The 23,054-nt window shown below is 53.7% G+C and carries 21 protein-coding genes; 7 read left to right on the plus strand and 14 right to left on the minus strand.

The features are described from left to right. Positions 1 to 4: 4 nt before the first annotated feature. From J2I47_RS17440 to J2I47_RS17460, 5 genes are all read right to left on the minus strand, one after another. Positions 5 to 1,366, minus strand: a complete 1,362-nt coding sequence (locus J2I47_RS17440) for an amidohydrolase family protein (protein WP_207365879.1) — start codon at positions 1,364 to 1,366, stop codon at positions 5 to 7. 75 nt (positions 1,367 to 1,441) lie between these two features. Continuing rightward, positions 1,442 to 1,975: a helix-hairpin-helix domain-containing protein gene (locus J2I47_RS17445; protein WP_207365880.1), complete on the minus strand. Its 534-nt coding sequence runs from the start codon at positions 1,973 to 1,975 to the stop codon at positions 1,442 to 1,444. Positions 1,976 to 2,248: 273 nt separating this feature from the next. Further along, complete coding sequence (locus tag J2I47_RS17450; protein ID WP_207365881.1) at positions 2,249 to 3,727, minus strand: DUF6600 domain-containing protein; 1,479 nt, start codon at positions 3,725 to 3,727, stop codon at positions 2,249 to 2,251. Between the two features lie 112 nt (positions 3,728 to 3,839). Further along, positions 3,840 to 5,438, minus strand: coding sequence for a serine hydrolase domain-containing protein (locus J2I47_RS17455; protein WP_207365882.1), 1,599 nt, complete (start codon positions 5,436 to 5,438; stop codon positions 3,840 to 3,842). Positions 5,439 to 5,551: 113 nt separating this feature from the next. Then, entirely contained in the window at positions 5,552 to 6,961 is a 1,410-nt protein-coding gene (locus tag J2I47_RS17460) for a Gfo/Idh/MocA family protein (RefSeq protein WP_207365883.1), read from the minus strand. 279 nt (positions 6,962 to 7,240) lie between these two features. Between J2I47_RS17460 and J2I47_RS17465 the strand changes: the two genes are divergently transcribed. Beyond that, positions 7,241 to 7,474 carry a DUF3820 family protein gene (locus tag J2I47_RS17465; RefSeq protein ID WP_207365884.1) on the plus strand — a complete coding sequence of 78 codons (234 nt, stop codon included), beginning with the start codon at positions 7,241 to 7,243 and terminating at the stop codon, positions 7,472 to 7,474. Positions 7,475 to 7,623: 149 nt separating this feature from the next. On the opposite strand, the gene J2I47_RS17470 is transcribed toward J2I47_RS17465, so the two are convergent. Then, complete coding sequence (locus tag J2I47_RS17470; protein ID WP_207365885.1) at positions 7,624 to 8,949, minus strand: alpha/beta hydrolase family protein; 1,326 nt, start codon at positions 8,947 to 8,949, stop codon at positions 7,624 to 7,626. 62 nt (positions 8,950 to 9,011) lie between these two features. After that, on the minus strand, positions 9,012 to 9,557 hold the full coding sequence (locus tag J2I47_RS17475; protein WP_207365886.1) for a dihydrofolate reductase family protein: 546 nt from the start codon (positions 9,555 to 9,557) through the stop codon (positions 9,012 to 9,014). Between the two features lie 138 nt (positions 9,558 to 9,695). Between J2I47_RS17475 and J2I47_RS26800 the strand changes: the two genes are divergently transcribed. From J2I47_RS26800 to J2I47_RS17495, 5 genes are all read left to right on the plus strand, one after another. Next, the gene (locus J2I47_RS26800; protein ID WP_262899027.1) at positions 9,696 to 9,818 is read left to right on the plus strand and encodes a hypothetical protein; all 123 of its coding nucleotides are present in this window, start codon (positions 9,696 to 9,698) and stop codon (positions 9,816 to 9,818) included. 218 nt (positions 9,819 to 10,036) lie between these two features. After that, positions 10,037 to 11,236 (plus strand): ABC-three component system protein, encoded by a 1,200-nt coding sequence (locus J2I47_RS17480; protein WP_207365887.1) that lies wholly within the window; start codon positions 10,037 to 10,039, stop codon positions 11,234 to 11,236. Next, complete coding sequence (locus tag J2I47_RS17485; protein ID WP_207365888.1) at positions 11,233 to 11,724, plus strand: three component ABC system middle component; 492 nt, start codon at positions 11,233 to 11,235, stop codon at positions 11,722 to 11,724. The genes J2I47_RS17480 and J2I47_RS17485 overlap by 4 nt, the downstream gene beginning before the upstream one ends. Before the next feature lie 20 nt (positions 11,725 to 11,744). Next, positions 11,745 to 12,260, plus strand: coding sequence for a hypothetical protein (locus J2I47_RS17490; protein ID WP_207365889.1), 516 nt, complete (start codon positions 11,745 to 11,747; stop codon positions 12,258 to 12,260). Between the two features lie 39 nt (positions 12,261 to 12,299). Continuing rightward, on the plus strand, positions 12,300 to 13,682 hold the full coding sequence (locus J2I47_RS17495) for a DUF3732 domain-containing protein (RefSeq protein WP_207365890.1): 1,383 nt from the start codon (positions 12,300 to 12,302) through the stop codon (positions 13,680 to 13,682). Here the strand turns inward: J2I47_RS17495 and J2I47_RS17500 are convergent. The 4 genes from J2I47_RS17500 to J2I47_RS17515 all read right to left on the minus strand — a co-directional run bounded on the left by J2I47_RS17500 (position 13,666) and on the right by J2I47_RS17515 (position 17,459). Then, positions 13,666 to 13,890, minus strand: a complete 225-nt coding sequence (locus J2I47_RS17500; protein ID WP_207365891.1) for a DUF433 domain-containing protein — start codon at positions 13,888 to 13,890, stop codon at positions 13,666 to 13,668. The genes J2I47_RS17495 and J2I47_RS17500 overlap by 17 nt on opposite strands. Before the next feature lie 144 nt (positions 13,891 to 14,034). Continuing rightward, positions 14,035 to 15,753, minus strand: coding sequence for a GMC oxidoreductase (locus tag J2I47_RS17505; RefSeq protein ID WP_207365892.1), 1,719 nt, complete (start codon positions 15,751 to 15,753; stop codon positions 14,035 to 14,037). Positions 15,754 to 15,781: 28 nt separating this feature from the next. Then, complete coding sequence (locus J2I47_RS17510; RefSeq protein ID WP_207365893.1) at positions 15,782 to 16,312, minus strand: gluconate 2-dehydrogenase subunit 3 family protein; 531 nt, start codon at positions 16,310 to 16,312, stop codon at positions 15,782 to 15,784. Between the two features lie 73 nt (positions 16,313 to 16,385). Then, positions 16,386 to 17,459 carry a Gfo/Idh/MocA family protein gene (locus tag J2I47_RS17515; RefSeq protein ID WP_207365894.1) on the minus strand — a complete coding sequence of 358 codons (1,074 nt, stop codon included), beginning with the start codon at positions 17,457 to 17,459 and terminating at the stop codon, positions 16,386 to 16,388. A 174-nt stretch (positions 17,460 to 17,633) separates the two neighbouring features. Between J2I47_RS17515 and J2I47_RS17520 the strand changes: the two genes are divergently transcribed. Further along, the gene (locus J2I47_RS17520) at positions 17,634 to 18,719 is read left to right on the plus strand and encodes a hypothetical protein (RefSeq protein ID WP_207365895.1); all 1,086 of its coding nucleotides are present in this window, start codon (positions 17,634 to 17,636) and stop codon (positions 18,717 to 18,719) included. A 145-nt stretch (positions 18,720 to 18,864) separates the two neighbouring features. Here J2I47_RS17520 and J2I47_RS17525 read toward each other — a convergent pair whose 3' ends face one another. The 3 genes from J2I47_RS17525 to J2I47_RS17535 form a co-directional block, all read right to left on the minus strand. Then, entirely contained in the window at positions 18,865 to 19,581 is a 717-nt protein-coding gene (locus tag J2I47_RS17525; RefSeq protein WP_207365896.1) for a Bax inhibitor-1/YccA family protein, read from the minus strand. A 111-nt stretch (positions 19,582 to 19,692) separates the two neighbouring features. Next, on the minus strand, positions 19,693 to 21,258 hold the full coding sequence (locus J2I47_RS17530; protein ID WP_207365897.1) for a DUF1501 domain-containing protein: 1,566 nt from the start codon (positions 21,256 to 21,258) through the stop codon (positions 19,693 to 19,695). 124 nt (positions 21,259 to 21,382) lie between these two features. Then, a complete protein-coding gene (locus J2I47_RS17535) occupies positions 21,383 to 22,933 on the minus strand; it encodes a DUF1800 domain-containing protein (RefSeq protein WP_207365898.1) in 1,551 nt (516 codons plus the stop codon). Between the last annotated feature and the right edge of the window lie 121 nt (positions 22,934 to 23,054).

Raw genomic sequence — 23,054 nt, forward strand, 5'->3', positions numbered from 1 at the left:
GGCGCTATTGTTTTTTCAGTTTCGCCAGCGCCTGTTCGATATAGGCTTTCGGCAGCCAGTTGGTGCCTATCATCACGCCTTCGATGCGGCGCGTCTGACGAATGTCGGTCAGGGGGTTGCCGCTCAGCAGCACCAGGTCCGACACATTACCGGTTTTGATGGTACCCGCATCTTTTTTGTTCAGGTAGGCCGCCACGTTGACCGTGCCTGCGCGCAGCGCCTCGTAGGGAGTGAGTCCGGCATCGACCATGTATTGCATTTCGTGGTGGATAGAAAATCCGGGGACGTTAAACACCTGCGGGGCATCTGACCCCAACAGCAGCCCCACACCATTGCGCTGGCAATCGCGAATCAGTTTCCGGCGCACCTGAATCAGTTGCTCTGCGTGCGCTTGGCTAAACTGCGGGTTGCTGAGGTACCCGTTTTTGGCATCTGTCCAGTTCTTGATTTCCTGCGGTTTCATGTACACCATTTCCGGTGCGCTGGTGTAGGCCTCGGCCCGTTGCGGCGACAGCCACCGCTCGGCCAGGGCCTGCGTGGGCACCACCCAGATAGACTTGTCGCGCAGGGCGCGCATGAGTTTGGGAATCAGCGTAGTATCGGCGCGGTAGGCAATCCAGGCCCCAAACAGGCCCGTTTCCTGCTCGGCCAGGGTGTCGCTGCGTGGTGTGATAGCTTCTACAAACCCGTCGAGATGGTCGATGGACGAATAACCGGCGTCGATGGCCCGCCACACACCGACGTTGAACGAAACGTGCCCCACAAACGGGATACCCACCTCGTGGGCCGTGCGGGCAATGGCCGGAAACGTGGCGTTGGTCAGGCCGGGGTGTAGTTTCAGGTAGTCATAACCGGCTGTTTTCTGCTCGCGTACCATCTCGGCACCTCGCTCCGCTGTCTTCACCGTTTGCCCATTGAACGACGGGCCTGTGGTGTAGAAATGAGGTCCCAGCACGGTGCCTGCGTTAACCAGCTGCCTGAGTTCAAGGTGCTTTGGGTGCCCCAGCATTCCGCGAATTGTGGTGATGCCGTTGGTCAGATACAGCATCAGCCCGTCCTTCATCGGCTCCAGGTCGTCGATGGGCGGCACGTGCGCGTGCATTTCGGCCCAGCCGGGCAGCAGGTATTTTCCTTTACCGTCGACCACCTGCGCATCCCGGCCAAAGCGCACACTGCCCTCGCGGCCCATAGCCGTAATACGGCCGTTCTTAACAACAACAGTCTGGTTATCAAGGACTACGTTTTGGTCCATTGGCACCACGTTGACCGACCGGAACACAATCTCGCGTGACCCATTGCTGACCAACGCCTGCCCAAACGCCGCTGGGGTTAGGGCAACAAGCAACAGAAGTAGGAACGAGCGCATAGCTGAACGCTGTTTGGTTTGTTCAACGTAAGCGTTTCGCCGAATTCATTTACCCGTTGTCAGCCGGGTGGGCGTTCAGGCGGTTGGCTTATTCCTTGTCTTCTGGTTCGGCCACTGACCAAAGCCATACGGCAACTGCGTATCGTCGGGCCGCGTAAGCGACTGGTTTTGGGCTAGTTGACCAGCACGCTCGGGCCAGTTGGTGGCGTCGTGGATACGAAACCGTGGCCCGGCCGCGTCCAGAATGGCCCGGATTTGGTCGACGGAGGTGTTGGCCAACTGCCGAAAACTGCGGATACCCCCGGCCTGTAATAGCGTCGCTACCTCCGGGCCAATGCCATCGACGGTAATGAAATTGTCGACCATGTCTTTGTCCGGCTGGTCGGCCGATTGTTCTTCGAGCACGATAACCTCCACGTGGGTACCATCCTGCTTGTTGGTGATGTCGATGGTTTCGGCCCGCACGCCATCCAGGATATCAACGGTGTCGGCCAGTTCGGTAATGGTATTTTTCGGCCCAATAAAAATGTCGAGTGTGGTGTTTGGGTCAATGGTCGTCTGATCGAATGCATCGGCGACAGTGGGCGTAACAAGTGGCTGGGTCTTCATACGTGTGTTTCAGTGGAGTGGTTGCCCTGTCTGTACTAGTTGAGCCCGTATTCCGTTTAGCCAACTTATTGAATGGCATATAGTTGATAGCTACCTGTAGTTCAATGGTTGAGCCATACGCATTGAGCCTGGCGCTTTGAATGCCGACATGAAAAAGATTATTGCGGCGAATAAGGGATATATTCGCCGCATACTATGCGGCGAATAAACTGTTAAGCACAAAAGCCAGTCCCCGCTTAAGGGCTGGCTTTTGTGTACACTATTGTGGAGAACCTACCGTGGCCCGCGCGAACCGCGACCACCAAAGTTGCCCCCCTGCGACTGCTGTGGCTGGCCACCCTGACCGCGCTGTTCGTTGCCGCCGCGTTGCTCCTGCACATGTGGCTGTACGGGTGGCTGACTCTCTACCTGCCGCTCGAAACCACCACCGCGCTGGGGCTGAACCTGTGGCTGCGGACTGGCCTGAGCGGGGGCCTCCGGCTGCGTGTAGCCTCCACCCCGACGGCCACCCCAGCCGCCCTGTTGCTGCCTTTCCGCGGGTGGGCTGTAAGGCTGGTTTTGCTGTGGTGCCTGTTGCTGTACCTGGGGCTGAGGGGTGGGCGTAACCTCTATGGAACGTCCACCACCGCGTGACCCATAACCACGTTGCGGATACGAGGGTGTCACTTCTGGCGACGGCATACGTTGGGTTTCGCCCGAATATGTGCCACCGCTACCCCGCGAACCACCGCCCGGATAAGCATTTACGTCGCCCCTTGTGTTACCATTGGAATACGTACCGGCACCACCGCGGGCATTACCGCCCGGATAAGCACCTGCGTTGGGATACCCACGTGACTCGCCAGATCGGTCAGCACGGGGAATGTTGGGGTTGCTGTTGGCATCGTAACGGCCATCACCCCGGCTGTTGCGCCCTTCGTTGGGTCGGTAAATACCCACCACATCGCCCCGCACTTCGTCGCGGCCCGGCCGACCAGCGTTTTCAACCCGATATACCGGCACCGAACGGCGTGTTACCTGCTCAATCTCCTCGCGGCGCGGGCCGTAGGCATACTCACGGTTGTTTACCCGATATATGTTGTTGATGATGGTGGTGCTCTGGTACACGTTATACACCCGCTGGCGGGGTACGCAGTAGCTATAGAGCCGTGGGCTGGTGATGTAGGCCTGCGGCACGAACGTCCAGTACGGAGCCGGAATAGTAATGTTGACATTCACGTTCAGACCCGGTCCCAGCGGTGCCCAGCCGTAGTAGCCACCACCCGACCGCCACGATACCCAGGCTGGCCCCCAGTCGTTGCCCGGCACCCAGGCCCAGCCCCGGTATCGGTCCTGATACCAGCGGCCATAGTGAAACGGTGCCCAGCCCCAGGGGTAATCAGATACCCAGGTGTTGCCATATTCGGTTACAACCCAGTGCCCATTGCTGGCATAGGGCTGGAAATCGGGTCCGGCGTTGGGGATCCAGACGGTGCCGTATTCGGGCGTCTGCACCCATTGGCCGTAGGGCGACAGGTTAGCGTAGAAGTCAGGCTGACCGTACCCTTGCTGACCGTATGGTTGTTGGCCATAACCCGGTTGATCGTATCCGTACTGTGGGTTGCTATAGCCCGGCTGCTGACTGGGATAGCTTGGTTGCTGCTGTGGGTAGTTGTAGCCACCGTATCCGCCCTGCGCACATGACGCGAGGGTACCGCCCAAACCCAGGACCAGCCCCGCCGCCACTATCTTGATGCCTATTGCTCCGTTCATTACCGTATCCATTATCAAATTGATACAGCTTTGACAAAACAGCGCAGCGAAGGTTTAGTGCCGTTTATGAGAAGCGTTAACTGGTTAATTGGTAGGGTCAACAGGGTGTTGGCTACCCCCGTTCGCTTACCGCGCCACTCCGCAATTTTCCCTGCAAAACGGGTCGCTTGTCTTTGGTTTTGTTTAGTTTCGATAGGCTGCTCTCGAAGGCCACACGTAGGGAGTCGGGTCCAAATTGGCAGGTAACGGTTTCGTAGTGCGCTGTTTCGATAAAGCGCCACGTCATCATAAACGTGTTTGGATCAGTCCAGCTACCACTGGCGGCGGTGCGGGTTTTGGTCTCGCCGGGAATAAGCGTTTCGGTTAGTTTCAGCGGTGTCGAGGAAAACGTTGTTTCACCGTTGGCCCAGCGATTGATGCCGCACAGCACCTGGTGATCGCCCTGATCGTCGTGGAGTTTGAAAATAGCTCCGTCTTTGCCAAACGTGAGTGAAGCCGCACTGGCCTTCAGTGCGTTATCCGCAAACGAATACGTTTTTCCGCTGATCGTCGCGGCCATTGGTGACGACGATTCGCTCACCGGCAGGGGCAGCGCCAGACTGCTTAGTTTCTGCGTCAGCGGGGCCTGACCAGCCGTACCCGTCAGCGCAGTGGTACCTAAAGCGGGCAAAATATGGGTCCAGACGGCGTTGAGTATAGCGGGCATATTGCCCGTTTCCGACGTAATGGCAATGACGGCATCCTGGTTGGGCAGCACAATGCAGTACTGTCCGAAGGCGCCGTCTCCCCGGTAGACATCGTGGCGGCACCGCCAGAACTGGTAGCCGTAGCCCTGTAGCCAGTCGCTGCTGTCGCGGTTGGTGCCGGGCTGCATGATCTGCGCTTTTGTGGCGTCGGCGATCCAGCTTTCGGCAAGGAGCCGCTTGCCATTCCAGAGGCCTTTCTGCAAATACAATTGCCCGAATTTGGCGATGTCTTCCGTCCGAACCCGCAGGCCCCAGCCACCCGTATTGATGCCGTTGGGGTCTACCTCCCAATCGGCCCCCTCAATGCCCAACGGGCCAAACAGACGTGGTTTCAGGTACGTCAGGACCGATTGCCCCGTGAGCTTCTGCACAATCGCCGACAGCATGTAGGTGGCTCCGCTGTTATACACGAAGTGAGTACCCGGCTGGTGGTCAACGGGTTGGGCCAGAAATGTTTTGATCCAGTTTGTGGTTTCCTTTCCCCGAAACGTTGGTGCCGTGTCTTTATCATGCCCCGTGCTCATGCTCAGCAGGTCTTTCACGCGCATGGCCGCCAGGTTAGGGCTGACCGTGTCGGGCAGTTGGTCGTTAAAGAACGAAACCACTTTGTCGTCTACCGTTAGCCTGCCTTCGGCCACGGCCATACCGACGGCCGTAGACGTGAAGCTTTTACTAAGCGAATAGAGCGTGTGTTTGAGTTCCGGTGCGTAGGGTGCCCACCAGCCTTCGGCCACCACCTTGCCGTGGCGCAGCACCATCAGGCTATGTACATTGAGGTTCTCTTTCTCAACGGCGTTCAGAAAGTCGAGCAGCCCACCGGGTACTACGCCCTGAAGGCCCGGCAAGCTACGCGGCAGCTTACCCGACCGCAGCGGCGCGGCCCAAACGGCATTGGTAGAGGCCAGGCTGAGGCTAACGGCACCCAGGCCCAGTTGCTTCAGAAAAAGACGGCGATTGTGGGTCATGTATTTACGGTATGCAGTTTTTGAGTGGGCAGGCTTGTGTTTGGTAACGGGGGTGTCTTCGGGCTAGGTTTACCCCACCCGAAGACACCCCCGTTACCAAAAAGACATTTTCACTAAACTAAATTTCCGATTTTCATTTTTACCGGGTCCCAGCTTACCACTTTTTTCTGGAACAGACTCATGTTGCCGCACTGCGTAGGGCCGCAGGCGCGGAGGCCGAAGGTGGCGTCTTCGATGTTTGGTTTTTTGTTGCGGACCGAATTGAAGAAGTTGACAAAGTGTTCATACCGGTCGCCTTTGTAGTCTTTCGGCACCGTGTATTTGAACTCCTTCGGACCATCCATTTCGGGGATTGACGGGTACAGTCGGTTGTATTCGGCGATGAACAACTCCTTCTGATCTTTCGGGAAATTGTCCACCGACATACCCGGCGCTTTCGGGAACTTGTTCTTCCGCACCGTCAGGCTGTCCCAGCCAATAGACAGGTCGCCCTCGGTGCCCACCAGCCGCACCAAATAGGCCCCGCCGCCGCCGTCTACGAAGTTAGACCGCGTGGTGAGGTTGAACTCAGGGTGTTGCTCGGTTTTGGGGTAATCATAGATACTAAGCTGAATGTCAGGCACGTCGCGGCCATCTTTCCAGTAGCGTGTGCCTCCGCTCGAATACACCCGGTTCGGTCCCAGCGACCCCGTGACGGTGTGCAGGCTGGTGAGCAGGTGGACGTACAGATCACCCGCGATGCCGGTGCCGTAGTCCTGGTAGTTGCGCCACCGGAAAAACCGGAGTGGGTCCCAGGGGCGCTTGGGGGCACTGCCCAGGTACGTATCCCAGTCTACCGTCTGGGGCGACGCGTCGGGTGGGATCGAGTACTGCCAGGCACCCATCGCGCTGTGGCGGTCGTACTGCGCTTCGGCAAAAACCAGCTCGCCAATGTCGCCCGCCCGTAGCAACTCCTTCGCTTTGGCAATGATGATGGATGAAGCAAACTGACTGCCCACCTGAAATACCTTGCCCGTCTCGTTCGACACCTTGATCAGCGTGTGGCCGTCTTCCACTTTCTGCACCATCGGTTTTTCGCAGTAGACGTGCTTACCCTTGCGCATGGCGTCGGAGGAGATCTTTTCATGCCAATGGTCGGTCGTCGCGTTGATGATGGCATCTACGTCGGGACGGTCCAGAATGGTGCGGTAATCGCGGGTTACGGGCAGGGCGTCGCCCCAAAGCTCCTTGGCCCGGCGCAGCCGACCGTCGTAGAGGTCGCAGGCCGCCACCATCTCTACCCCGTCGACCATCAACGCCGTTTGTGTGTCGCCGATGCCCATGCCGCCCGTACCAATCAGTGCAATCCGCACTTTGCTGTTGGCCGCGCTGCTGGCGTGGTTTTTAATCAGGTTCAGGTACTGGGTGGTGGGTGTGGCCTTAGCTGCCGTGGTCAGCGCGGCGGGTGCCGTGGCGGCCACGCCCAGCGTTTTAAGAAAGCTCCGCCGCGAGTTGCCGGCCGGTTCTGACGTGGTGTTTTTCATGTTGAATAGAGATAATAACCTGACAAATACAATTTTACGCGATGATAAAAAGGGGTACGCATGCAGTGGCTACGCGCTCTAGGCTTCGCACATCGTGCCCTTCGACAGGCTCAGGGTGACAGGCTAATAAGCAATCATCTCTAGTTGATTCAAGGTCGTTGTCACCCTGAGCCTGTCGAAGGGCACGATGCGCGAAGCCAACCAGCGTAGCCACCGCCCACAAAGCCACACCAGCCCGTTTTACCCGTTCTTTGCCTAAAAATTGACAACGAATACCCGATGGCCGAGCCTGCCCTGCCCAACTCCGAACTGCTGCTTGAGTTGCTGCGCTACCCAATGCCATTTGGCAAGTATAAGGGCCGCATCCTCCGCGATTTACCCATGTATTACCTTGAATGGTTTGCCAAAAAAGGCTTCCCGCCCGGTAAACTCGGTATGCTCCTGCAAACGCTCTACGAGATTAAACTGAATGGCCTGGATTACCTGCTCGATGAGTTAGCGAAGCGGCGATGATTTTTGGACAGGATTTCAGGATTGATGCAGGATTGACAGGATTTTTCAGTTTGCTCTGCAACGGACAAGAATAGAGAAGAAAATCCCGTTCATCCCGCGCGGCGTCCGCTGACATCCTGCGAATCCTGTCTAAAAATTATCGCTGTCGTTTACGGCTTTGCATGCCGCATTTCCAGTCCCACCGACGAACGTGGTTTGAAGCCCGTCCAGACGGGGCTGTCGTTGGCACTTTGAGGCACGTCGAGGTACTTGGCGTATTCCTGCTTTTTGAGGTGCATACCCAGAAATGCCGTGACGAAGTGCTGATTGATGTTGTTGATGCGCCGCTCATTCCAGGCCGGTTCGGCGTAGCGGTAATACTCGTCGATGTGCAGACCCGGCTTCAGCGACTCAACCGGCGGCGGGTTGGGGGCCACGTTGTGCCGGGCGTTGAGGTAGGTGAGCAGGTACCGGTCGGCATTTACGGCCCCGTCGAAGATGGCTTTGATGCCTTTCTCATAACCCGAAATATCGTCTTTGCTGCCCGCCACAAACAACGTGGGCAGTTTGAGTCCCGCTAGTCCCTCGGCATCCCAAAAGCCGCGCTCCATGCCCCAGGGGGCAAACGCCACCACCGCTTTGATGCGTGGATCGAGCGAGGCTTTGTACTCCGGCGAACTCATCAGGCGGGTCTCGAAGGCCTTGCTGCCGCCCGTCATTTGCCCAAAGAATTTACCCGCATTGGCGCTGTAACCCGCTCCCGTCGCGTTGAGGGCACCGTAGCCCCCCATCGAGTAGCCGATCAGGCCGGTATTATTGGCGTCGAGCAGCCCGGCGAGGAACGTTTTACCCCCTTTCTCACTCAGACGGGCCATTTCGTTCAGCACAAACAGGTCATCGAGTGCCCGGTTGAGCAATGTGCTCTGGAATCCGGCCGCATCACGGAACGTGGATTCGGTATGGTCGATGGAGACCACGACGTACCCCTTCGAGGCGAGGTTTTCGGTCAGGTACGTAAACAGCAACCGCGACCCTGTGTACCCGTGCGATACGATCACGAGCGGATATATGCCCCCGGCTGGAGTGGCTCCGGCTGGATTGCCTGTACCCCGATTGGGTTCGGCATCGCGTAGCGCACGTCCGGCGAAAGTGAACGGAATGAGGGGCCGTTTGGCATCATTGAAGTTGCCCATCACCTGCTCATACAGCACCCGTTCGGCCTTTCCGGCGGGGATGGTGGCGGGATACCAGATCTCCACCGGCAGCGGACGGTCGTAGCGCGGGGTCTCGCCCGCCCTGGCATGGAGCACGTCCAGCTGCCCCGTATGCACCAGCGTCAGCGACCGCACCCCCACGGAGTACGTTCCCCGCGCGGCCAGTTCAGGCGCGTCGGGCATGAGGTCACCAAACACAAACCCATCCTGCGCGTAAACGGCAGATACAGACAATAACAGCCCCACCAGCAGCAGGGGCAGAAAACGGTAATGAAATCGCATATAGGCGGAGTTTAGGAGGAAGTGGGGTTAATAGGTACAGTGCCCCAAAGTAACGTGCTTTCCTACGAAGCCCCTAACCGCCTATACTTACTTTGCACCAGACCATTCGGAAATGCCTGCGTCTGTAGATGCTCGAACCGGATATCGTGCCCGGTGACGCCGAACAGGGGAATGCCTTCGCCAAGCAGTATGGGCATACGCGAGAGGGTCAGTTCATCGACCAACCCGGCCCGCAGAAAGCCCTGAATGGTCTTGCCGCCATCGAGATAGACATGCTGAAAACCACGTTCGGCCAGATACGTCACGGTATCGGCCGGCGACAACGCCAGCAACTGAACCTTGTCTGCGAGTTGCTCTGGTATGTGGGTGAGCGTGTGGCTCAGCACGAAAACGGGCTTTGCGTAGGGCCATTCACCGAACGCAAGCACCGTCTCATACGTGCCCCGGCCCATCACCAGCGCATCGACAGTATGTATAAACGCCTGATAACCAAAATCTTCACCTGGAACGGTGTGTTCCGGTGCCGTAAGCCAGTCGATGGCACCATCTGGCCGGGCAATAAACCCGTCTAGGCTCGTGGCGATGTAAACGGAAAGTTTGAGCGACATAACAGAAGAGGACTAAGCACCCAATAGCCATTAGATGCCATTGTTCAGGCAAATGTATCGGCTCCGGAACAGCCCGCCATCGCCAACTGCGCCACCGATAACAGAAAGAAGCTGGCCGTATTCGCCGCAAACTATGCGGTGAATACCATTTGGAATGACAACATCACCGATTGGCTCGACTGTTTTCTGGCCTGCTTAGGCCACGCGCTAACCACCGCCGAAACCATGCTGGCCAACGTACTACGTAAAGCCCACTACTGAAGTTGGCTGAACACCCTACCCCGCGCCACCCACAAATTAACGACCGCCAACCCTAATGCCCAACAAGCTATTAGACGTACTTAATGCTAACAATCTAGTTGTCTAAGGATCACACAAGTTTGATTAACATGAAATAATGAATACTTTTACGGCTATTCTTATAATAAGGCATTGCAGTCCCTTATAAGTCCCTAACGTTGATAAAATTATATAATGAAATGAACACACCATTTTCGGCTGGGCCACAAGCAATAGGGTACCTGTATCAAGCTCGCTACTCTTTATACGAATTGCTATCCCAAGAACAACTAGACTCTGGTATCAGAATAGAATGTTTAGATGATATATCGGTCGAAACAACTGATGTAATTAAGCTTGATCAGTTGAAACACCACGTAAAAAAATCAGTGAATATCACAGATTCAAGCGTAGAGTTATGGAAGACCATTAGAGTATGGAGTGACTCATTATTACAAGGTAAGTGGAGACCAGAAGATGTTACTCTTAGTCTAATAACGACAGCTTCTGCTGTATCAGGCTCGGCAGCAGAATTCTTAAGACCAAGATATAATAGAAATGAAGAAAAAGCTTTAACTATTTTATTGGAAATATCCCGCAACTCCTCAAATAAAAATCTTAAAAGTTCATTTGACAGCTTTAGATCTTTAACAAATATTCAGCAAAGGCGATTGATTAAATCAATTCATATTCTTGATGATGCAGACAATATTCGTGACATTGTGTCTAAGATAAAACTAAAACTTAGTAGGTCTGCTTATGGTAATCACATTGACTCTTTATATGAACGATTAGAGGGATGGTGGTTTGATAAAGTTGTTGAACAGTTGCTAGCAGATTCTTCCTATCCGATAATGCTCGACGAATTAAATCAAAAGATTGTTTCTATTTCTGAACAATTCAAACGTGACAGTTTACCTATTGATTATGCCCTAGAAGAGCCAGAGTTAAAGTATTTTACAAATAAAGATGATAGAGTGTTCGTCCATCAACTAAATCATATTAAGATAAATGCTAAACGTGTACGATTTGCTATTTTAGATTATTATAGAGCTTTTGAACAAAGATCAAGATGGACTAGAGAGTCACTTATAATAGATGATGAATTGATAAATTATGAAAAGCGCCTAAAAGAAGAGTGGGAACGTTGTGTAGCGAATCTAGAGGATGGTATGCTTTATCAAAGCAAGGATGACGATTGTATTATGTTTGGACGAGAGGTGTTCAACTGGATGGAATCTTCCAAGATTCCAATTAGAAACAATATGCCTATCAGTCACGAATATGTGACTCGTGGTAGTTTCCACATGTTAGCAGACTTAGATCCTCCCAGCGTTTACTGGCATCCAAAATTTCTTGGTTTTTTAGAAAATGTAATAAACATCAATGAATCAAAATGATTACGTGGAACGAACGACCTGGTGAGATAGCTAATCTACTAAATCCCGCTTTTTGCTCTTTGATTGTTAAAACAGCTGTCGTTGAATATTACAAACGGAAGAAAGAGGGAATTAGTTATCCGTTAGCTTTCATAATATTACCTTTAGTGCTTCACAAAAATACGCGTGAAGCCTTACCAGCTACAACTCGTACAAAATTTTACACTTGGCTTCAAAACAATCAACAGGTAAGAATTGGGCTTGATGAGCGTGTGAATTCACTTTCGAGTTACACCAAGGAAACTCTAATGTTTGCCATCCAACACAATATTATCAAAGTAGATTTGGATGGCTTATTGCTACCTGTAAGACGTCGATTGCCTTCTTCTTACAATCCGATGACAGAAGAAACATTGTATTGTATTAATAGCGCAAGTTTAATAGGAAAATGGCTTGCAGACGTGAATGACGTTGATACATTGTTTTCAATTTTTGGAATTAAATTGTGATTTAGTTAACAGACGGTAATATGCAGATAATATCATTACACCTTTACAGTACGACAGGAAAAGTTCGTAGCCTTAATTTCAAATTAGGGTCATTAAATATTATTACTGGAAGGTCAGGGACGGGTAAGTCAGCAATAATTGACATTGTTGATTACTGTCTGGGTAGATCAACTTTTAATGTTTTTGAAGGAGTAAACAGAGATGTTATATCTTGGTACGCATTGTTACTCCAGTTCAAAGATTCACAAGTATTTGTTGCCAAACAATCCCCTTCTGGGATGGCCTTATCACAAAGTCAAGTTTATTGGCAAGAGTCTTTTGTAATATCGCTGCCAGCTATGAGCGATTTAATTGCAAATACAAATGATGAATCTATTAAGAAAAACTTGTCTAGATTGATAGGGATATCACCGAACCAGACTATAGTTGCTGATGGAAGGACAATGGATTCCTTTCAAGCAACAATTGATCATACTAAATACTACTTATTTCAAGATCAAAACTTAGTGGCAAATAAAAAATCTCTATTTTGGTGACAATCCGAAGATTATATTTCTCAGCATATTAAAGATACTTTGCCATATTTTTTAGGCTCAATTCAGGAAGACAGATTGAAATTGTTACAAGATCAAAAAGAATTTTCGAAAAAACTGAAGCAATTAATTAGAGAGAGAAACGAGATAGAGTCAGTGGTCAGTAATCAAAATAGTGGAGCAGTTAGATTATTTGAAGAAGCGAAATCAGCTGGGATAATTGTTGATGAAGTTGATACTAATAAAGATTTGATTGAGAGTTTGCGCAAAATTTCTCAATGGGTGCCTTCTCAATCACTTAGTAGCCCGGACAGTACTATCAGCGTTCAACAACAGATCATAAAAGATTTAAGAAAAGATTACAGATCAAAAATGGATGAAATTCGAGAGGCAGAAGAGTACATAAGGCAGGCTGATGGATTTACTCACGAAGCTGACGAGCAAGTTGCAAGGTTAAAAGCGATTGAGGTATTTGGTCGAGGTATTGTAGACAATGAACATTGTCCTTTGTGTGATTCCAAGTTGAGTGTTGCTACTCCTTCTATAGAGTCGATGAGAAAAGCTATGATTAAAATTCAAAATAATGTCACACATGCTAGAGAGGAGCGCCCACAAATAAATGAATATTTGACAAGCCTGTCTGTTGAACGTTCATATATAGGTCAGCAATTGAATGTTGCTCAACAGCGACTGGAATCTCTTATCACTGATCAAGAAAATGTAAGCCGGCTAAGAGATTTACATGTTCATGCTGCTCGTATTGCAGGCAGAATTAGCTTATTCTTAGAGAGTGTAAAAGCTGTTGATGTCAATTCTACGTTACAAAACGAGATTGAAAAAATCTCATTGTTAGTAAAAGATTTGAACGAACAACTAGAGGCAGAACAGGTAGAAGATATTTTAGAGTCTATTCTTAATGTGATAGGCGCAAAAATGACTGAGAAAGCTAAATATCTTGAATTAGAACATGCCTTCAACTCCAGATACAGGTTAGATGCCAAAAAATTAACAGTTATAGCTGATTCGCCAGATCGACCTATAGCTATGGATCGAATGGGTAGTGGTGAGAACTGGCTTGGTTGTCATATCATTACTCTGTTATCACTTCACGAGTATTTTTTGGAAAAAGCGCGTCCAGTACCTCATTTTTTAATTTTGGATCAGCCATCCCAAGTTTATTTTCCATCTAAGCAGCACTATCTTTCTTTGGACGATAGCACAAATAATTTAGCAAAGGCTGGGGCTGATGTAATAGCAGTTTCACGGCTGTTTAATTTGTTATTCGATACTGTAACAAATATGAATTCTCAGCTTCAAATTATAGTTATAGAACATGCTAACTTAGATGATGATAAATTTCAAGATGCTTTAGTAGAAGAACCTTGGACCGATGAATTAGCTTTGATACCTAAAGATTGGTTATAGGGATTCCCCCTAATCCAATTCTAAATTCTAAAGCCGCTAAGATGTCCGCCTCTTCCAAATGGGTGTACATCGTAAGCAGATCAGCCGGGGTGGCTCCTTCAGAGAGCTTGCGCAGGATGAGTTCGACCGTGATGCGGGTGCCTTTGATGACGGGTTTACCCAACATGACCTGGTGATTGGCGGTAATTCGGCTGGCGTAGTTCGTCATGTGTGGAGAAACATCGCTGGTTGGGCGACGATTATAGTAACGTATAGCTAGAAGCAATATACGAGACTTTAGCATACAGTCAGGCGCGTCAGCCTGAACGCCACGTTTAGCCCTACACGGGCTGACGCGCCGGTTTGGGGGCATTTACACTGCGCCCCGCTTTAACTCGTTTACGGCGTGGTTGGCGGCACGGGCGGTGATGGCCATGAACGTGAGCGACGGGTTTTGGGTGGACGTGGAGGTCATGCAGGCACCATCTGTCACGAAGACGTTTTTGCACTGATGCAACTGATTCCACTTGTTTAGCAGCGACGTTTTGGGGTCTTTGCCCATTCGTACGCCGCCCATCTCGTGAATATCAAGCCCCGGTGCTTTGTCGGGTTTGTCGTTGGTGCGGATGTTTTTGAAGCCCGATACGGTCAGCATCTCGGTCATCTGCTCGTGGAAATCACGAATCATTTTCTCGTCGTTGTCGTCGTAAGCCACTGAGATCTTAAGCTGCGGAATACCCCAGGCGTCGGTCAGAGTCGGGTCGAGGGTGACGAGGTTGGTTTCTTTCGGAATCGTCTCGCCCATCATGTGTGAGTTTACGCGCCAGTTGCCCCATTTGGGCTGCATGAGGCTGTTTTTCAGGTCTTCGCCCAGGCCCGACGTGTCTGTTTCGGTGGGGCGGTATGAGCCAAAACCCGCCGCGTAACCCCGCAGAAAGTCGGTTTCCTGCTTCACCACATTGCGAAAACGCGGAATGTAGCTGCCGTTGGGCCGGATGCCGTCGGTGGTGGTGTCGCGGAAGCCCTCGTGTTCTGCCGAAATGGTGGTGCGGAAATTGTGGAAGGCTATGTACTTGCCCAGCAGGCCGTTGTCGTTGCCAAGGCCGTTGGGGAAGCGGTGCGATCTGGAGTTCAGCAGAATCAGGTTGCTGTTGAGCGTGGCGGCGTTGACAAACACAATGCGGGCATAGTACTCCGTCATCTGCTTCGTGTGGGCGTCTATCACCCGCACGCCAGTGGCCTTGTTTTTGGTTTCGTCGAAGATGATCGAATGCACCACCGAGTCGGGCCGGAGGGTGAGCTTACCCGTTTTGGCGGCCCAGGGCAGGGTAGACGAGTTGCTGCTGAAATAGCCTCCATACGGGCACCCGCGCTGGCAGAGCGACCGGTTCTGGCACTGTCCCCGGCCCTGCGCCAGGTGAATAGGCTTGGGTTTGGTCAGGTGCGCACAGCGGCCAATGATGACGGGGCGCGTGCCGTTGTAATGCAGCGCCATCTGATCGGTGAAGTGCTTTTCTACGCACGATTGCTCATGGGGTGGCAGAAACTCGCCGTCGGGCAGGGCCGCCAGACCGTCTTTGTTGCCCGAAATACCCGCAAATTTCTCCACATGGCTATACCACGGAGCCAGGTCAGCGTAGCCAATGGGCCATTCCACGGCAAATCCATCGCGGGCAGGTCCATCGAAATCATACTGCGACCAGCGTTGTGTTCCCCGCGCCCACATCAACGATTTACCCCCCACCTGATACCCCCGAATCCAGTCGAAGGGTTTTTCCTGCACGTAGGGGTGCTCGGCATCTTTCACGAAAAAATGGCTCGCATCCTCCCGGTTGGCGTAGCAACGGCTAGCCACGGGGTTGGCATCACGGTATTCTTTCGAAAGCTGACCCAGGTGCGCAAATTCCCAGGGCTGCATCATGGTGGTGGGGTAGTCGGTCACATGCCGCACGTCGCGGCCCCGCTCCAGTACAAGGGTGCGTAAGCCTTTACCGGTCAGCTCTTTAGCCGCCCAGCCACCACTGATACCGGAACCAATAACGATGGCTTCGAACGTCCGCGCCTTGATAGAATCGATGTTTAAGAGAGCCATATCGTGTTGATGGACAGGGGAAACTGCACTACCGGCCCGACGCCGCAGCCAGCTTTTCGACGGGAACGCAACCGTGGTAATAGCCGGGTGCCATGTTGAATTTCTGGACGTTGACCATGTAATATTCCGAGTTGGTATAGCCCTGAATGGTCAGCCGCTTGATGAGGTCGATAAACGATTTGGCTACAGGATCAGTCGATAGCGACAGGCTGGCCAGGATGTCTTTGCGGCCCCCCGCGTCGCAGGCGGCAAAGGATTTATTGTATAGCTGCTGCGCCGTGGTTTCTGTCAGCAAAAGCCCCTGTTGCAGTGTAAGTTTTGCCGGTTCGCCGTAACAATCCCGGATCATGCGCATGGCAAACTGATGCACCTTGAGCGACTTCGCGCCGGGGGTGCTGGTCTCCGGAATGATGGCCTCAACGATATCGCCCAGCAGCGCCTCGTCATCCACCGACCCAAACGCAATGGGGCCAAGTGAGGTGGGGTTCCAGCCCGATGCCCACGCGGGCAGGGCTACTATGCTCAGGACAAGACCTTTTACTATCGAACGTCGTTGCATACGGAAGCTTGAGTAGTCACACACCTTTATAATCAACCCGGCCAGCTTACTTACTCTTTCGGCGGGCAAAAAACTACAGCCGTACGATTTCGCCGGTGCGTACGCTTTCGTCGCAGGCGAAGGCAATGCGGAGGCTGTTGACGGCGTCGGCGAGGTGGTCGGTGAGGTCGAGGTTTTCGGTGATGGCGCGGAGGAAGTAGTGCTGCTCGCGGTTGCAGAGTTCCTGGTGGTCGGGCTCGTCGGTCATGTCGATCCAGGTGTCGGGCTGCGTAAACTCGTCGGCGGGGCTCAGCTGAGCGCTATGCACGCGCAGGGACTCGGTTTTGGTGTGGGCGTCTACGTTGTCGGAGTTGCCACCCGACCCGGCGTTTTTTGCCACGATAGACACGCAGCCTTTGGGACCGATCACGTCTTTCACGAAGAAGGCCGTTTCGCTCACCATGGGTCCCCAGGCAGCTTCGTACCAGCCCACAGAGCCGTCGTCAAACCGCATCTGAAGCTGGCCGTAGTTGTAATTGTCGGCGGGAATATCGTCGGTCAGCCGGGCGCCGATGGCACTTACCCAAACGGGTTTCGAGCGGGTCATCTGGCACATCACGTCGATGTAGTGCACGCCGCAGTCGACAATCGGGCTGAGCGATTTCATCAGGTTGCGGTGCACGGTCCACATGTAGCCGTGGCTCTGCTGGTTGAGGTTCATGCGCATCACCAGCGGTTTGCCCAGTTGCTGCGCTTCGCTGATAAACCGCATCCAGGAGGGGTGAACCCGCAAGATATAGCCTACCACCACTTTTTTGCCCGCCTTCACAGCGGCCGCCACCACGCGCTCAGACCCCGCCACGGTGTCGGCCAGGGGTTTTTCGATGAACACATGGCAGCCTGCTTCCAGGGCCTGAATGGCAAAGGCCTCGTGGGTGTCGGGGTAGGTAGAGATGCAGACAGCGTCGGGCGCGGTGTCGGCGAGGGCGGTGGTGTAGTTGTCGAAGAGGGGGTAGCTACCGCCGAGTTTGTCGTTCAGAACGACTTTACTTTCGCCGGTCGAGACAAGGCCGACGATCTGGAAACCGTCGAGGGTGTGGTAGGCGGTGGCGTGGGAAGCACCCATGTTGCCGCAACCGACAACCAGCACGCGTAGGGGAGAGGGCATGTGGGAGGGAATGTAAAATGTAAAATGAAGAAGGGCACGATGCGCGAAGCTAAATGCGCGTAGCACAGCAACAATTACGCAAAACTACGCATTCACCCTATCGAACGAGGGCCGGTGACTGGTTTATGAGACTGGTTTGTGATAAGGTGCGTTACCTTAATACATCGCCCCATTATGACCATCCGACAACAGCTCTTTCGGCTTACCCACTGGGAAACCTGGGATTACCGCATCAAACTGATACCGTTGCTGCCCATCTGGTTCTGGCATTGCCTGCGGAGCCGGTCACCCTGGTTTTTTACCCCCTCGAACCCTACGCTGACGTTTGGCGGCTTTGAGGGCGAAGGCAAGCGCGAAATGTACGAGCAACTCCCGCCCGACCTGTACCCCAAAAGCATGTATATCAGCCCTGATGCTGATTTCAGTGAGGTGGCGCAGCAGGTAACAGCTACGTTTGGCGAGTATCCGGTAGCAGTGAAACCCAACGTGGGCATGATGGGCCTGCTGTTTCGCATTATCCACTCGCCCGACGACCTGCGGCAATACCACGAGCAGGTTGGCGTCGATTATATTGTGCAGGCACTGATCACATACCCCATCGAGGTGAGTGTGTTCTATTACCGGATGCCGGGTGCCGAGCGGGGTACCATTACGGGCTTCGTGCGGAAAGACGAACTGGCCGTGGTGGGCAATGGCCGCGATACGCTCTGGACACTGATACAAGCCTACGCCCCCGTGCGCTACCGCCTGCCCGAAATGCAGGCCAAACACGCCAACCGCCTCGACATGGTGGTGCCTGCCGGGGAACTGTACGCGCTGAGTCACGCCCTGAACCAGACCCGCGGTGGACAACTGGTGAGCCTTGCCCACGAAAAAGACGAGCAACTGCTGGCCCTGTTCGACCGGTTAAGTCATTACACGGGACAGTTTTATTTTGGCCGCTACGACATCAAAACCACGTCGGTGGCCGACCTGAAAGCAGGACGGAACTTCTCGATTCTGGAGTTCAACGGGGCCGGGGCCGCACCGCATCACGTCTACGGCAACGGTCATTCGCTCTGGCAGGCCTATGATATCGTGCTTCATCACTGGGCCATGCTGGCCAAAATTTCGCGCGAAAACCATCGGCGGGGGGTGCCGTACTGGGGCTTCCGGCAAGGATGGAAGCAGTTGAAAGACGCACAGATCCATCTGCAACACCTGAAACGCATGGACCTCACCTTACTGGTGGAACCGGATGTGGTTGGGGCTGTGGTGTAGGGGTTACGGGTACGACATGTTTGTAGCAAGAAGATTACTTATGTAGTAGCCCTGTAGCTGGCTTGGAAGTGGGTGGGTTCTATACAAAAAAGAGGCCGTCCGGGATAAATCCGGGACGGCCTCATTGCACAAAAACCATGCGCTATTATTTACGCCCGCCGAAGAAGCGCAGCAGGTAGAGAAACATGTTGACAAAGTCGAGGTAAAGGCGGAGGGCACCTATAATGGCCCCCTTACGCTCTTCGTGCGGCGTCAGGCCGAGGGTAATCATGGCTTTGATCCGTTGGGTGTCGTAGGCCGTCAACGCGGTGAAGATCAGCACACCCACGAAACTCGTGATCCAGTAGATCGTTTCGCTATGCAGGAAGATATTCACGACCGAGGCGATAATGAGGCCAATAATGCCCATAAACAGCAGGTTGCCCCAGCTGCTCAGGTCCGTTTTGGTCATGTAGCCGTAGGCACTCATGGCCCCAAACGTGCCCGCCGTTATGAAAAACGTCGACGCGATGGATGAGCCGGTATAGATCAGAAAGATAACGGCCATTGTCAGCCCGTTTACGGCCGCGTAGGTAATGAACAGGGCCGTAGCTGCCGACGAGGATAGCCGGTTGATTGCCGCCGAAAGGCCAATGACCATGAGCACTTCACTGATCAGTAACCCGTAGAAAACCAGCCGGTTACTGAAGATCATGGTCAACAGTGCCTCTGACGAAGCCGTGTAGATGGACACTACTGCCGTAATGAGCAGGGCAATGCTCATCCAGCCGTAGACCTGCGTCATAAAAGCGGCCTGCTCACGCTGAACATCTTCGGGCGTGATATACCTGTTTTGAACAAACGATTGATTCTTATTCTCCATGAGGCTGCGTAATCGGGATGTTTAAGACATAAAACTATTGGGGTAGCAACTTAACCAAATCACACAGGTATAGAACAATTTTCCTGGCATTATAGTGTATACTTTCCTCAATTATCGTACCACCAACAGTCGCTCGGTGAGGCGTTTGGAGCCAGATTCCACGGCTACCACGTAGCTACCCGCCGCCAGCGACTGCACATTCATACCCATCGTATGGTCGGTGAGGCGACTCACCGGCACACCCACGTTCCGCCCGTTGGGGTCATAGAGAGCTACCCGGTCAATGCCCGCCGAGAAGGCATCCGTTTCTAGCAATACCTGATCCGACGCTGGGTTGGGATACAGCCGGAATGCCGCTGCCAGGGGTTCGGTGGCCGTGATCGTTTGCTGGAAAATAGGCGACGCATCAAAACTGCGCTGCAGCACCGCGGTCATCTCCGGCTTACCCTCACCGAGCCAGTCGGTGAGGAGCGCGGCATATACCTGCCGGAAATCGGTCTGCATCTTGATGTTATTGTTATCCAGGTCCGAGAGGTTCGGGTTCCTGCCAATGGCCTGTGTCTTCACGCCTTTACCAAACACAAACAGGGGTGCCGCCGCGCCGTGGTCGGTGCCGCGACTGGCGTTGGAAACGGCCCGCCGACCAAATTCGGAAAACGTCATGCCCGCCACCCGGTTGTCGATGCCCTGTAATTTGAGGTCGTCCTGAAATGATCTGACGGCGTCAGACAGGGTTCGCAGGAGGTTGGCATGGTTGCCCACGGTGGTGTCGGTGGCCGTCACCTGCTCGGCATGGGTATCGAACCCGCCGATGTTCACGTAATAAACCCGCGTTTGCAGGCCGCCATGAATAAGCCGCGACACGATCTTAAGCTGTTCGGCCAGGCTGTTTCCGGTGGGGTAGGTAGCCATGTTTTTGCCCTTGCCCGCCGCCGCCTTAATCTGCGCGGCATACGCCACCGACGATAGTTGCTGCTGCCGAATGTAGGCCACGTGTTTACCGGCGGGGGTGTTGGTCACGGTGCCGGGATCAATCTGGGGTTTGTCGCCCACAAGCTGAGCAAAGGTGTCGGGGTTAGGAATAGCCACGGCCATGGGTCCGGCGGGACCGGCAAAGGCCGTTGAGGTGATGTAGCCGATCTGAATAGCCAGCGGGTCGGGCGTGTCTTTGGTGGGAAAACCTACGGGGTAGCCCGGCCATTCCTGGTTCAGGTAACGGCCCGTCCAGCCCGTAGTCAACTGCTGGTTGTAGTCGGCCCCGGTGAACCAGATGTCGCTGGCGCGGAAGTGCGAAAAGTTGGGCGTGGGGTACGACACGCTATGCACAATAGACAGCATGCCCTCGTTATACAGGCTTTGCAGACCCGTCATGGCCGGATGCAGGCCGGTGGTGAGGTTGCCGCTGAGCTTAAGCACCTTGGCTTCGGGCAGGGCAATGTTGCTTCTGAGCGTATTGTACTGGCTCATCTGGTCGAGTGGGATGACCATATTAAGCCCATCATTGCCACCGTTGAGCTGGATCATCACGAGCACCCGGTCGGTAGCCGTGGCCAGCTTGGTCAGCGTTTCCATAAACGCCGAAGCTGGCGAACCAAACGCCTTCGCTCCAAACCCGTCGATGAAAACGGGCAGCAACATGGAAGCCGAAGCATGCTGAAGAAAATGTCGACGATTCATAGATCAATGAGTGAATGAGCGATTGAGTGAATGAGTGAATAGCTTGGAGCGCTTCGCGCAATGTTTGCTTTACTGTGCGCGAAGCGCTCCAAGCTATTCACTCATTCACTCAATCGCTCATTCACTAATTAAGTTGGTACTCCGCCATGCGGAACATGAATTGCAGGGTGGTATTGAGCTTGGTACGCACGGCCATCAGCTTGTTTTTGTCGGTGGGTGCGGCGGCATAGGTATTCCATTCGGCGGTCCACTCGTAACGGGGCAAACCCGACACCAGGACGTTGTCGATCAGGAAATCGCGCTGTGATTTGGTCAGGTCGATAGCGAAAAACTGCGCCGTCCATTCGTCAATGAGCTTCACCGGGTCGCCGGGGTCAGATGTGCGCTGAGCCAGCACCACAGGATCGAGCGTGAGCTTGTCGGTGCCGTATTTCACGTTCCCGGCCGCTACCTGGTCGGTATACAGGCCGCGCAGGGCCAGTGTCGTGCTGTTGATCCAGAGGTCGTAATAACCGGTGTCGTAATAAGGTCGCCAGCCAAACACCGTGGGCTGATCCATAATATCCTGTTGCAGGTTGCGGCTGTTCGACCAGATGTAGGCCGTCAGTTGCGTGAATCCCATAGGGTTCGTCACCGGGTCGGGCGCGGTGATGCCAAAATAGCGTAATGTGCCCAAGGTCAGTTCCAGCGGCGACTTCACCACGGCCCCGCGCAGGCCATCGTCGTAGAAATGCTGGCTCGTCAGCAGGGCCGTCAGTACGGTACGCATCTCGTAGCCCCCGTCGCGAAAAATTTTGGCCAGGGGTTCAATGAAGTTCTGCTCAACGTCGGGCGTCAGGTCGGCGTTGATAAACCAGCGGTAGAGTTTGCGTACCAGAAAGCGCGCTGTTTCGGGTTGCCGAAGAATCATGTCGACCAGTTCACCCAGCTCATCCTCGCCCGCTGTAGCGCCCGTGCGGCCTCTGATGACCGTTTTCTGGTAGGCGTCTGAGAAAACCTTGTCGGTGGTGTCGTGCTGAGCAGGGCGGAAGGTAGCCGTGATGTCGGCGGTGGTGGCACTGCGGTAGCCCGTTTCGGTCCAGCCCGTCAGCACGCGGGCAGCGGCCTTCACATCATCTTCCGAATAGTTGCCACGGCCAATGGTAAACAGCTCCTGCAACTCACGGCCGTAGTTTTCGTTGGGTTTACCCGCCACGTTCTGGTTGCCATTCAGGTACCGCAGCATGGCCGGGTCTTTGGTCATGTCGATCACAAACGACCGAAAATTGCCTAATGCGTGGCGACGCAGCACCGTGTTCTGTCGGTAGATGTACCGGGCATCAGAGACTTCGTTAAACGTGGATACGAAGTGATTTTGCCAGAAAAGCGTCATCTTTTCCCGCAACGATGCGCCTTCGTTGAGCATCAGCCCCACCCACCAGTATTTGGTTGCCGACTGCCAGTTGCCCTGTTGGTTGGCGTCGAAAACCAGGGTGTTGAACGGCTTGGCCGTGTTCGGGTCAATGGGGGGAGCGGGGGTGGGCGTTGTGGCCAGCAGGAGTTGCAGGGCTGCCTGCGGGGTCTGCCCCGTAAACTGCTGAATCTGGGCGGGCGAAGGCCCGAACGTAGCTCGCCGGAGCAGGTGCGCGACCTGTTGCAGCGTGAGCGGTTTCTTTATGGGGTCGAGTAGGGCCATAAGCAAAGTTGTGATGCTATTTGGACAGCCCTAAGTTCCGCATTCAGAACCACTTCTGACTATTAAACTTTTTTAACCGGCGGTTTTGATTTACGACTTACGAGCGGTCCGCCGCTGCGGG

The sequence above is a fragment of the Fibrella rubiginis genome (assembly GCF_017353185.1).
Taxonomy (GTDB): Bacteria; Bacteroidota; Bacteroidia; order Cytophagales; family Spirosomataceae; genus Fibrella; species Fibrella rubiginis.